At 59.1% G+C, this 12415-nt stretch carries 10 protein-coding genes and 1 pseudogene; 4 read left to right on the forward strand and 7 right to left on the reverse strand.

Annotation, left to right across the window (positions count from 1 at the left end):
- The first annotated feature begins 98 nt into the window (after positions 1-98).
- Positions 99-1088 (forward strand): GlxA family transcriptional regulator, encoded by a 990-nt coding sequence (locus NL532_RS30135; protein ID WP_031203452.1) that lies wholly within the window; start codon positions 99-101, stop codon positions 1086-1088.
- A 40-nt stretch (positions 1089-1128) separates the two neighbouring features.
- On the opposite strand, the gene NL532_RS30140 is transcribed toward NL532_RS30135, so the two are convergent.
- The 5 genes and pseudogenes from NL532_RS30140 to tnpA all read right to left on the reverse strand — a co-directional run bounded on the left by NL532_RS30140 (position 1129) and on the right by tnpA (position 5440).
- A complete protein-coding gene (locus tag NL532_RS30140; RefSeq protein ID WP_155923857.1) occupies positions 1129-1446 on the reverse strand; it encodes a response regulator in 318 nt (105 codons plus the stop codon).
- 174 nt (positions 1447-1620) lie between these two features.
- A complete protein-coding gene (locus tag NL532_RS30145) occupies positions 1621-2865 on the reverse strand; it encodes a M24 family metallopeptidase (RefSeq protein WP_023829693.1) in 1245 nt (414 codons plus the stop codon).
- 198 nt (positions 2866-3063) lie between these two features.
- A pseudogene (gene tnpC / locus NL532_RS30150) lies at positions 3064-4541 on the reverse strand (IS66 family transposase).
- A gap of 99 nt (positions 4542-4640) precedes the next feature.
- Entirely contained in the window at positions 4641-4997 is a 357-nt protein-coding gene (gene tnpB, locus NL532_RS30155; protein ID WP_023829694.1) for an IS66 family insertion sequence element accessory protein TnpB, read from the reverse strand.
- Complete coding sequence (gene tnpA / locus NL532_RS30160) at positions 4994-5440, reverse strand: IS66-like element accessory protein TnpA (RefSeq protein WP_023697236.1); 447 nt, start codon at positions 5438-5440, stop codon at positions 4994-4996. Before tnpA ends, tnpB begins: the two co-directional genes overlap by 4 nt.
- 241 nt (positions 5441-5681) lie before the next feature.
- Between tnpA and NL532_RS30165 the strand changes: the two genes are divergently transcribed.
- The 3 genes from NL532_RS30165 to NL532_RS30175 all read left to right on the forward strand — a co-directional run bounded on the left by NL532_RS30165 (position 5682) and on the right by NL532_RS30175 (position 9423).
- Positions 5682-6443, forward strand: coding sequence for an SDR family NAD(P)-dependent oxidoreductase (locus NL532_RS30165; protein WP_023829695.1), 762 nt, complete (start codon positions 5682-5684; stop codon positions 6441-6443).
- 8 nt (positions 6444-6451) lie between these two features.
- Positions 6452-7264 carry an SDR family NAD(P)-dependent oxidoreductase gene (locus NL532_RS30170; protein ID WP_023697238.1) on the forward strand — a complete coding sequence of 271 codons (813 nt, stop codon included), beginning with the start codon at positions 6452-6454 and terminating at the stop codon, positions 7262-7264.
- 116 nt (positions 7265-7380) lie between these two features.
- Complete coding sequence (locus NL532_RS30175) at positions 7381-9423, forward strand: hydantoinase/oxoprolinase family protein (protein ID WP_023829696.1); 2043 nt, start codon at positions 7381-7383, stop codon at positions 9421-9423.
- 172 nt (positions 9424-9595) lie between these two features.
- On the opposite strand, the gene NL532_RS30180 is transcribed toward NL532_RS30175, so the two are convergent.
- Positions 9596-10651: a GlxA family transcriptional regulator gene (locus NL532_RS30180; RefSeq protein WP_023697240.1), complete on the reverse strand. Its 1056-nt coding sequence runs from the start codon at positions 10649-10651 to the stop codon at positions 9596-9598.
- Between the two features lie 225 nt (positions 10652-10876).
- Positions 10877-12397 carry a trimethylamine methyltransferase family protein gene (locus NL532_RS30185; RefSeq protein ID WP_031201904.1) on the reverse strand — a complete coding sequence of 507 codons (1521 nt, stop codon included), beginning with the start codon at positions 12395-12397 and terminating at the stop codon, positions 10877-10879.
- Positions 12398-12415: the final 18 nt, after the last annotated feature.

The raw sequence follows: 12415 nt of genomic DNA on the forward strand, positions 1-12415 counted from the left end.
TCACAGGGAGGCATCCGACAGGGAAAGCAGGCTGACGGGCTGCCAGTCTTTTTTGTTTGCGGCGGACACGACGAGCCCCGCCGGACTGGAGGGCGATATTGAAAGCCGAACTACGTACGATGCCTAACGTTAAGCTTTCGGTCGGCATCATAGTCACACCCCGATTTACGCTTAGCGCGCTGGCAAATTTCGTCGACGTGCTAAGGCTTTCGAGTGATGAAGGCGATCGCAGCGAAAGGATGAATTGCGATTGGAGAATTCTCTCCGACACGATGAACCCGGTCCGGTCGAGCTGCGGACTTACCATACAGCCGGATCAAAGATTAGGTGATCCAGGCCGGTTCCATTACATCGCCGTTGTCGGAGGACTGCTCGAGCAGTCCTCTGACGTGGGTCCCCCCTATCGGCAGTTTCTGCGCGACGCGGCTCGGACTGGGGTGCCGCTCATTGGCATTTGTACGGGGTCTTTCCTTCTTTATGAACTGAAACTGCTGGACGGTTACAAATGTTGCGTCAGCTGGTTCCATCACCATGATTTCATAGAGTATTGCGGTGGGCCGGAGCCCGTCTCAGACCAAATGTTCGTGGTGGATAGAGATCGACTGACATGCCCTGGGGGCAATAGCTCAGCGCATCTTGCCGCCTGGATCGTACAGCGCCATGTCGGCAAAACATCTGCGCGAAAAAGTTTACGCATGCTAAACATATCAGGCATAGCCGGGCCAGAGGAGGCGCAGCCGGGTTTTCCGCTGAAAATCGAGACAAAGGTACCAACTGTTCGCAAGGCAATGTTGTTTATGCATCAGCATATTGACGCCTCGCTTACCGTCGATCTGGTAGCCAAGTATGTTGGACTCAGTCGCCGCCAGCTGGAACGCAAATTCACTAACAATCTAGGAATCACGCCGAGCCAAGCGTTTCGCCTAATACGACTAGATCATGCCGAACTCCTGCTTTTGACAACAGACAAAAGCCTTGCTGATATCGCCCTTGAGACAGGGTTCTCAGATGACTCCCATCTCGTCCGACAATTCAGGCACCATCGGGGAATGACGCCGCACGCGTTTCGTAGCGCCGCCTACGCCTAATTCTTGCATAGCGTCTGCGCGTCGGGCCGGAATGGTCACATCAAAACTTTGCAAATGAGCTTGAAGACGGTGCTAGCGACTCAATCCTTTCGATCAGCTGCGCGGGGACTATTGGCTCCTCATAGCGATCGATATGGCCGTAATGATCCGGTATATCCGATGCGTTGTGCCCAACCAAAAATACGAATGGTATCTGGCGTCGCATGAGGTGATCTGCTGCGACAAATGTTGCCTCGCCCTGCAAGTTCACTCCAAGGAGAGCGCAGTTTATTACTGCCGACGACATTATCAAATCGAGGGCATCTTCAATGGTGTTGACGGGGTAAATGACGTTTGCGCCTTCAAGAGCATCTTTCATTTTGAAAGCCAACGCAAAGTTATCCGTCGCGATCAAAATGCTGCGGTTTTTGAGACATGGGCCTCCCATTCTAATTCCTCCGACAATCGCAGGCGGCCGGGTAACGACCGGTGATGAAGCTTTGCCTCAGCCTCAAGAAAGTCTCCTGTTTACTGCAGAGCTGCGTAGACTTCGCTAACCCAGCAAGCGCTCTTCGAACGGATAGTTTGATAGCACCTCATAGCCGTCGGAGGTTACAAGCAGCTGTTCCTCCAACTTTACGCCATCTCTTTCGCCAACTGCGCCAATGTAGCTCTCGACACATATGACCATTCCCGCTTCAAGGGCTGCGTCATACGCCACAGAGCCGCGAAACCGTGGCTTTACCTGTGGATATTCATCGCACATGCCAACCCCATGGACAACGCAGGGGTAGGCTTGCTCCCGGAATTCTTCGGGGACTGGCCAAGCGGACGCTTGCAAATCCTTCATACTAAGACCTGGACGTATAAGCTTCATGTTTGTTTGCAATTCGTCATATGCCAGCTTGTACAGCTGTCGCTGGCGCGCACTGGGCGGCTCCTTCCCGTAGTAGAACGTGCGTGAGACATCGCAGAAATATCCAAATGGCCCCACCATATCAGTATCGAATCCTACCAGGTCGCCCGGTTCGATAACGCGCTGGGTGGCTTCCTGCAGCCAGGGATTGATGCGCGGACCCGAAGCGAGCATTCGCCCTTCATGCCAACCGCCTTGGTTGGCGAGGTTGGTATAGTTGAGCAGCCCCCAAAGCTGCAATTCAGTCACACCGGGGCCCATGCTCGCCTGCATGTGAGCGATGCCGTGCTCGGCAACGGCGCACGCCCAGCGAATGCAAGCGATCTCGTCCTCCGATTTGATAACCCGCGCCCCTTCCACTATGTTGACGGCGTCAACAACCTCTAATCCACGCTCCATCAGCGCCTGGGTAATGCTGGGGTTGACATATTCCACAGCTACTTTGCGATTGGTGGTGCCAATCTCACTCAGGAAGCCGACAATGTCGTCGGCAAAAAGTCTCGCGGCCTCCGGCAGCTCATTGCCACCCTCAAAAAACGAAATCGGCCTTCCCTCTCTTACGCTGTCTGCGGAGGACCCGAAGGTAAATGCCTGATGAAGGGCGATCGGTCCATCGAGTGGCAAAAACAGATATGTGACGGGAATATGTGATTGAAACAACGGAAATGTATTGTAGTCAACGGCATACCGAATTGTGATCGGGCTCACGAGAACGCACAGAGCGACGCCGGCCTCACGCATCGCCGACCTGAGACGCCCCTTCCGGTACCCATCAAGTCTTTTGAAGTCGATATCCGGCATCGGCCGAAACTTGCGTAGGTCGCTCCAGTCGTCGCGTAGTATGAGGCCATCAGGGCCTGGCCCAATCAACTTGGAATCCATTCTCGGCCCCCTTTGCGCGCGCTGCGACGCTGCCGACTAGCCACGCTGAAATCTATGACGATGACCTATAGGAGCAGGCTGAACCCACTTCAAATGAGTATTAATGGGGGCCCGGATAACCAGGAGTCATGGGCATTTCGAGATCGATCTCCAACTAATGGAGTCTGCGTGGCAATGGAGAAATCGTAACCGCTGTTCTCAGGCCACGGCCTTGAGCGGCATAGGGCTGTAGGCCCAAGGCAGCAGATCATCGATCTGGCTTTGTGGATGGCCCTCGACGATCCGGGCGATCACGTCAGCGAGGTAGGTGTGAGGCTCGACGCCGTTGAGCTTGCATGTCTCGATCAGCGAAGCGATGGTTGCCCAGTGCTCGGCGCCGCCGTCGGAGCCGGCGAAGAGTGCGTTCTTGCGGTTCAAGGCGATGGGTCGGATGGCGCGCTCGACGACGTTGGAGTCGATCTCGATCGTACCGTTGTCGAGGAATCGTGTCAGACCTTGCCAGCGCGAGAGCGCGTAGCGGATAGCTTCCGCCAGCTTGGTCTTCTGACTGATAAGGGTGAGTTGCTGCCTAAGCCACGGCTCAAGGGCATTGATGACAAAACGGCTTCTCTCCTGCCGAATGGCGCGGCGTTCGTCGGGGGAGCGACCGCGGATCTCGCTCTCAACATGGTAGAGTTGGGCGATGCGGGCGAGCGCCTCCGTCGCGATCGGCGCTGGGCCGGACTGCGCGAGCTCATAGAAGCGGCGACGCACATGCGACCAGCAAAAGGCTAGGCTCACGGCGTTGCGTTCGGCCAGCGCTTTATAGCCCGCGTATCCGTCGACCTGCAGGGTTCCGACAAAGCCCTGAAGATGCCGGATCGGTTGCTCGGCCTTGCGGTCCGGTGCGTAGAGATAGGCGACGCCTGGCGGATCGATCCCGCCCCACGGGCGGTCGTCACGGGCGTAGGCGAACAACTGTCCCGTCTTGGTCCGCCCCCGGCCCGGATCGAGTACGGGCGCGGTGGTCTCGTCGGCGAAGAGCTTGTCCGACGCCTTCAACCGCTCGAACAGCCGCTCATGCACCGGCTTCAGGGGAAGGCAGCCTTGCCGACCCAGTCGGCGAGCGTCGAACGGTCGAGGTTAACGCCCTGGCGGGCGTAGATCTGGGCCTGGCGATACAGGGGCAGATGGTCGGCATACTTCGACACCAGCACATGAGCCACCGTGGCTTCTGTGGGAATGCCGCCCTCGACGAGGCGGGCTGGAGCCGGCGCCTGGATCACTACCTCTTCGCAGGCGCGACAGGCATACTTCGGTCTACGGGTGACGATCACCCGGAACTGAGCGGGGATCATGTCGAGACGTTCGGAGAGGTCCTCGCCCATTACATGCAACTGGCCTCGGCAACACGGGCAGATCTTGTCGGCTATATCGATTACCTGCTCAACGCGCGGCAGATGGGCGGGTAACGAGCCGCGGTTGGCGCGGCGCTTGCGAGCCCGGGCATCCCGCTTTGCAGGGTCTGCGGCTTCCGCGCTGGCGAAGCCCTCCGCCTCTACCTGCTCGGCTTCCTCCAGCCCCAGAAGAAGCTGGTCCTCAGGCAGGCTCTCCGCCCTTCGCCCGAAGCGATAGCGCTGCAACTCCTTGATGATTTGGCGGAGCCTCTCATTCTCCACACGCGCGGCCAAAAGCATCGCCTGAAGCGCGTGAGGATCGTCGGGAAGGGAAGAGGCCGCGTCGGTCACGAAGCGGATTCAAGCATGGATTCCAGTGATTTGGCAATGATGTGATGGTCAGCTCGCCGCAATAGGAACACGCGTCTCGCGCGTCTCGTGCACCCGCCGCCAGTCGAGGCCTTCCAGGAGTGCCTGCAACTGTGCCGCCGTCAGTCGCACGACGCCGTCGGTAACGCCCGGCCAGCAGAACTTGCCATCCTCCAGCCGCTTGGCGAACAAGGATACGCCCGTGCCGTCGAAGTAGACGAGCTTGATGCGGTCGGCCCGCTTGGCCCGGAATACGTAGACCGCGCCCGAGAACGGATCCGCGCCCATCGCCTCGCGCACGAGCGCTGCCAGACCTTCCGCTCCCTTGCGGAAGTCGACGGGCTTCGTCGCCACCATGACCTTGACCGCTCCCGTTGGCCCGATCACGACGTTGCCCTCAGCGCACGGATCACCGCTGCAACCGTCTTCGAATCCGCCCCACGACCTACCCGCATTGCGATGCCGTCGATCTCAAGCTCGATCACACCAGCGTCTCGAGCTGGCTCCAGCTTCCTTGGCTGTGGCCGATGCTTCGCCGCGGGCTTCGGAGGCGCTGCCGTCACCACCGCCGGAACGAACATGGACTCCGATACCGCTGCCTCCCCCATCGGCCGGCGAGCAGCCCGACGCCAGGTGAACAATTGCTGCGGGGAAAGTCCATACCGGCGTGCCACAGCACAAACCGTCTCGTCCGCCTCGTAGCTCTCCGCCACTATCCGGGACTTCTCCTCCGGCGGCCACTCACGCCGCCGACCCGAACCAGTGAAGATCTCCAGCCGACGGACCGGCTCCTCGTCCTTGGACCTAAGCGTAAACTCTGAAATCGTCATATGTCGAAGCCCTCAAAGGCCTCGAACATCGTCCCTTACATCCATCCGCGAAAGGTGCCGCCGGGACAGCGCTTACGAGAAATCGACTGAGACCGCACTGCACTATGACTTCAGCTTGTCCGGCGCATGACTTTTTGGTCGCTTGCGGGACGGTAGGAACTGGCAGTAAGCGAAGATAGTGCTTTAAGCAGGCCCTCGAATTCATTTCAGAAGGCCTCTCACCACGCTGGACATCAGTCTTATGACGGACACCAAGAAGGTCGTTATCGTTACCGGCGCAACGTCCGGAATAGGGGGCGCTGTGGCACGGGCATTCGGCTCGGCAGGGGCAGCACTCGTATTGGTCGGCCGCGACCACGAGCGTGGCCAAAGAGCTTTGGAATCTGTTCAGAAACTGGGTTGTTCGGCCCAGTTGATGCTCGGTGATGTGGCTGACTCCGACTTCGCCGACCAGGTAATCGCTTACGCCTTGGAGCGCTTCGGAAGGTTGGATGTCTTGGTCAATAGCGCCGGCATCATCCGGCGTGGAACCGCGGTTGAAACCTCGGATGAAGATTGGCGCCAGACTTTCGACGCTAATGTCAGCGGCGTGTTTTACTTTAGCCGCGCCGCAGTGAAGGCCATGAGGCAAACGGGTGGCGGTAGCATCGTAAACATAGCCTCCAACGTTGGTTTGGTCGGCTGTTCCAATCTTGCTGCCTATTGCGCGTCGAAGGGCGCGGCGGTTCTGCTGACTCGAGCCATGGCCCTGGACCACGCAAAAGAGCAAATCAGCATCAATGCCGTCTGCCCGGGCGCCGTCGACACACCCATGCTCGTTTCGGCTCACAACGAGCCGGTTACGCCGGACGAGGTCCTGCAGCGGAATATCGCTTCAATTCCCCAGGGGCGCGTGGCCACCCCAGAAGAAATAGCAATCCTGACAGTGTTCCTTGCGAGTAAGGAAGCGCGGCACATAACCGGCGTTGCTGTTCCGATAGATGGTGGCTTCACGGCAGGATAGGGGAAACCATGGGTGACCGGTTATCAGGCAAGGTTGCCGTCGTTACAGGCGGCAACCGAGGAATAGGAAGGGCGATTGCCGAAAGGCTCGCTGAGGAAGAGGCGGCGGTTGTCGTCGGCGACCTGCTTGGCGAGCTTGGCACCGCTGGGCCCAGTCTTGAGGGGTTCGTTTGTTTGCCGCTTGACGTCACCAAGGAAGTCTCCATTCGAGCATTCGTCGACGAGGTCCTGCAGAGATTCGGTAGGATCGATATCCTGGTCAACAATGCTGGCATCGTGATTCATAAATCGATTGACGAGCAGACTGTCGATGATTGGGACCGGCTGATGGCGGTCAATCTTCGCGGTCCGTTTCTTATGACCAAGTATGTGGCCCCGGAAATGAGACGAACTGGTTCGGGCGCAATCGTCAACATTGGCTCGGTGGAGGGCTTTATGGTCAATCCTTGGCACACGGCATATGCCGCGGCCAAGGCGGGCGTACACGGCCTCACGCTCGGGCTGGCAGTTGACTTGGGACCCGATGGTATACGTTGCAATACCGTGTGCCCCGGCTGGATCGATACCGATCTGAATCGGTCGTACGTAGAGATGCACCCGGATCGAAGCTTGATCGAGCGAGAGTTGGGACAGCTTCATCCGGTAGGTAGGATAGGCTCTCCGAAGGACGTAGCGAACGCGGTCCTTTGGCTGGCGAGCGACGAATCCAGTTTCGTTAGTGGCGAAATGATCGCTGTGGACGGTGCCCGGACCAAGAAGATTTCCCTGCCGGCCATCTTGGACGAGGAATATCGTGCCAAGCTGTCAAAGCTAGCGCTGTAGCGATGCATAGCCGAACTGGAACGGGGTGCGGCAGCTTCTGTCGCTCGGCAGGCAGAGGATCAGGGCCCTTCTTGAACCCGCACCATGGTGTGGGGCTTGGCGTCTAGTTGTTGAAGATGAGATCCAACCGGAAAAAAAGGCCGCTGTTCCTCGGGATCGATACCGGCGGCACCTACACCGATGCAGTGCTATGGGCCGAGACCGAAGGCCCGCAAGAGGGGCCGAACAAGGGCAAAGTGCTGGCCAAGGCCAAGGCCTTGACTACGAGACATGACCTTGCCGTCGGCATATCAGGCGCCGTCGACGCGGTATTGCAAAAGGCGGGCGCCGACACTGGAGCAATCAAGCTGGTCTCGATGTCAACGACGCTGGCTACCAACGCTCTGGTCGAGGGTCAGGGCGGCCGGGTGGCGCTGGTCATGATCGGGTTCTCCGAGGCCGACCTGGCCCGCGATGGGTTGAAGGCAGCGCTTGGCACCGACCCGGTGCTGTTCTGCCCGGGCGGTCACGATGTCCATGGCAATACCGCTGGCCTTGACCTCTCCGGTATAGAGGCGATGTTGCCGGAACTTGGCTCCTCTGTGTCCGGCTTTGCCGTCTGCGCCTATTTCGCCACCCGCAATCCGGCGCACGAGGTAGCCGCCGTCAAATTGATCCGCGATCGTACCGGGCTGCCAGTCACCGCCAGCCATGAGTTGTCGAACAAGCTTGGCGGCCCACGCCGGGCGCTGACGACGCTGCTCAACGCCCGGCTGATCTCTATGATCGACCGGCTGGTGACGGCGACAGAGGGCTTTCTGAAGCGGCGCGGCATTGCAGCGCCTCTGATGGTGGTGCGTGGCGACGGCGCGCTGGTCTCGGCTGCATTTGCCCGCCAGCGCCCGATCGAGACCATTCTCTCCGGCCCCGCCGCCAGCTTGGTTGGCGCTCGCCACATGACCGGGTTCGACAATGCAGTGGTATCCGACATCGGCGGTACCACTACCGACGTCGCCGTGCTCGACAAGGGCCAGCCCCGGCTCGACCCGGAAGGCGCCACAGTTGGGGGCTTCCGCACCATGGTCGAGGCTGTAGCCATGCGCACCTTCGGTCTTGGCGGCGATTCCGAAGTGGCGCTGGAGGATGGCGCACTCAATCCTAAGATCCTGCTTGGGCCGCGCCGCCTGGTTCCGCTCGCGCTGGCCGGCATGACGCATGGCGAAGCCGTCACAGCGGAGCTCGAACGCCAGCTGCGGTCGCCCAATCCCGGCCGGATGGATGGCCGCTTTGCGGTGCGCACCGGCGTTCCTGACCGGCTCGCCGCCGGCCTGACCGCTCCTGAGGCACGACTCTACGACACGATCGGTACCGTTGCCGTTGCACTTGACAAACTGCTCAGCTCCAATGCCCAGAACGCAACGCTCGACCGGCTGGTGTCGCGCGGGCTGGTGCATGTCCTGGGCTTTACCCCCTCGGACGCGGCTCATGTGCTGGGCAAGCAGGCGAATTGGGATCCCATTGTTGCGCGGCTCGGCGCCAAACTGTTCGCCCGCAAGCGCGATGGGCGCGGTCAAGCGATAGCCACTTCTCCCGAAGCGATCTCGCAGCAGGTGCTGGTGGCATTGACGCGCTTGTCGGCCGAAGTCATCCTTGAAACGGCCTTTGCCGAGGACGGGCTCGACGGCGCTTCGACAGTGGCGCATGCGCTGGTCCAGCGTGCCGTAGACGGCCGTCCTGGCATCGCGCGTCTCAGTGTCGCGCTCGACCGTCCAGTGATCGGGCTCGGCGCCTCGGCGCCCCTGCACTATGCTGGCCTGCCACAGCTTATCGGCAATGACTGCGTCGTGCCGGAGGATACCGATGTCGCGAACGCGCTCGGCGCCGTCGTCGGGCAAGTCCGGGTGTCGGCTGAAGCACATATCAGCCAACCCAAGGAAGGACTGTTCCGGCTTGCCGCTGGCGGGAGGGTCCGGGATTTCCTCGATGAGGCGTCAGCGATCGCTGCGGCGGATACCGACGTCCGGGCCACCGCTGTGGTTCTGGCGAGGGAGGCTGGCACCGACAACTTAGAGATCGAGGTTTCGACCCAGTTCCGTATATCCACGGTTGAAGGCCAGCGCATGTTCATCGAGGCGCATTTGGTTGCGGTGGCTTCAGGAAGGCCGAGGATTGCGGCTTAGCGCAGCAGGGCTGATCGAAGCAATAAGCACATTGCAACCGCAACACTATCCTAGAGGACACTTCCGTTCAGCGACGGGCATATGGTTGGATCTGAGCGGTTTAGTCTGAGGCGTTGAGCCCCGCGAAGGCAGCCTAACCGGGCTTGCAGGGGCCTGTTCGTTGCAGATAGACTTAACCGAGACCAGGTCCGACCCAGGCCGGCACTGTTAAACGACACTGTTGCGGCGAGATCCCGTTAAACACCCTGAAGCACTTTGCGAAATGTGAAGGAGAGACAAACCCGCAAGCTATCGCGATATCGACAATCGGCATGCTTGTTCCTTCGATTAGCCGCTTGCCGTGGTCTACTCGGATTCGAAGGTAATGGCGCACCGGCGGTATGTGCACATGTGCTGCAAATAGGCGCTCCAACTGGCGGCGTGACACGCCGGCGCGTCGGGCCACTTCGCTCATGCTGAGCGGATATTCAACGTTTTCTTCCATGATCCGCATTGCCATAAGCAGTTTGTCGCTGACCCCGGCAAAGGCGAGTCCTGTTGGCCCGGTCTGTCGGTTGGTACCTGAGCGCTGACCGTCGACCGTCGCGTGCCGGCAGACCTGCTGAGCTGTAAACCCGCCGACATGATTGGCGATTATATCGACTGCCAGATCGAAGGATGCCAGTTCTCCGGCACAGGTTGAAAATTGTCCATCCTTAACGAATAGAGAGTCGCGTAGCTGAGGTTGGCTGAACACTTCAGAGAATGCCGCCAGCCGCGACCAGTGGATCGTGCAGCGCGATTGCGCCACAAGACCGGTCTGCGCGAGCAACCATGTCGCCGTTCCCACAGCGGATATGGGCACACCACGTCGAGCTATCATGCGTAGAAAGTTATTGAATTGTGGGCTTAACCGCCGCCCTACTGGCTCGCCGGCAACAATTACGAGGTGGTCCGGCGTCCGGGCGCCTGAATACGTATTGAGCTGGTCAATCGTCACATCCACAGCAACCGAAATGCCGCTCGCGCCTTCAACAGGATGTGTGTTGAGTCCTGCGATCTTCCACTTGAACAGCTTCAAGCGCGTCACGGTGTTTGCAATGCGGAATGGCTCGATAAAAGCGTGGAGTGCCAGATTCGAAAACCCCGGAAGTACCAGTACTACCAGCTCGATCGGGCGGCCCGCCTGTGACGGTACCTCTGCCGTGCTCGACGGGTTCATCGCACTGATATCGGGACGTACATTCATTAGGATTCGTCCATGGGTTTCACAAAGGGATCCTCGAGTTCGTCACCAATCCGAGGAACTTGGCGGTTGTGGCTTTGCTGTCCGGGTGCCCTGGCAGGCTAATGGATAGATTCCATCAATGCTCCTTCGCCTAGCTCCGGCTGTTTGCCATCTAGGGCAGCCGTTTTTAACCACAGCCCGGCGTGTCGTTCACCGGTGTCTGCTGCCAAACAGCTAATGCATTGCCTAGAGGACGGCTTCGCCGATATCGAGTTCCCGGCGCTTCATGAAGTCGAGAAGCTGCTCGTCTATTGCTTCGTCTAGTGGCGGCGCTTGATATTCCTTCAAAGCCCGCACAGCTGCATCTCGGCCCCGCGTGTTGGCATCCCGGGCGCCAGCAAAACTCCACTGCTCGAAGCTGTCGTGGTCCATCAGTTCAGGCACGAAGAACGCCTGTTCGAAGTTCTTGAGTGTATGTGCGGTTCCCAGGTAGTGGCCACCCGGCTCGCTCTGGCGGATCGCGTCCATCGTTTCGTCCAGCTCGCTCTTCACGAGGCCCTGACCGAGCTTATAAAACATCACCATCTGCTCGGCATCGAGCATGAACTTGCTATAGCTTTGGGTCAGGGCGCCTTCGAGGTAACCTGTGGAGGATAAGACGAAGTTTGCACCGGCAATCAGGACACCGTACATATTGCGGGCTGCTTCATAGCCGGCCTGTGCATCGACAAGCTTTGAGCTCGTACAACTGCCGCTACACCGCCAGGGCAGTTTGTAGTGTCTGGCCAACTGGCCGACCAGCATGTTCATGTGGTCGATCTCAGGGGTGCCCGCCATTGGCGCGCCGCTTTTCATCGAAACGGTGGCCAGCCACTGCCCATAAATGGCAGGCGCGCCTGGCCGCACCAGCTGCGCGAATGCTATGCCGGCAAGCGCTTCAGCATTGAGCTGGGCGACTGCGGCCAATGTACTGGCCGGGGTGCTGGCGCCAGCCAGGACAAAGGGAGTGAAAAGGATGGCCTGATTGCTCGCTGCGTACACCTTGACTGAATCCAGCATCGTCGCGTCCCATACGAGCGGCGAATTGCAGTTGGCGATCGAGACGATCACTGTGTTGTTGTGGACGAACTCCTCACCAAAAACGATCTTGGCCATGGTGACGGTGTCTTCCGCTCTCTCGCGGGAGGTAACGGCACCCATGAACGGCTTGTCAGAGTACTTTATCAAGCTGTAATTCATGTGCAGGTGGCGCTTGGGGACGGCGATGTCCATTGGCTCGCAAAGAACGCCACCGGTCATATGCATCGAGGGAGCCTGGTAAGCGAGCTTTGCAAAGTTCACAAAATCAGCAATCGTCGAATTCCGCCGCTTGCCCTCCAAGTCAAGAACATTCGGCGATCCATACGCCGGCGTAAAGATCGTCTTCCGCCCCCCGATGGTTACCGTCTTGGCCGGATTTCGAGCATGGATTGTAATGTACTCCGGAGCCTTCGCCACGAGCTCCATCAGCTGGTTTCTGTCGATTCTGATGCGCTGACCGGTCACACTGGCACCCGCTGCGCGCCACATTTCAACGGCTTCGTCATCGCGAAATTCGATGCCTATCTCTTCAAGTATCTGCATCGAATAGTCGTGAAGCCTAAGCAATTCGTCGGGACTCAACAAATCTATATAAGGAAGACCCCGTTCCAACGACGGCATGAACGTAACCGACCTATCGGAGCGAAGTTTCTGTCGGGCGTCCCGGCCACCTGCTCTTGCGGACATATTTGCTGTTCCCTGCTT

The sequence above is a fragment of the Mesorhizobium sp. C120A genome (assembly GCF_030323105.1).
In the GTDB taxonomy this organism is placed as follows: Bacteria; Pseudomonadota; Alphaproteobacteria; order Rhizobiales; family Rhizobiaceae; genus Mesorhizobium.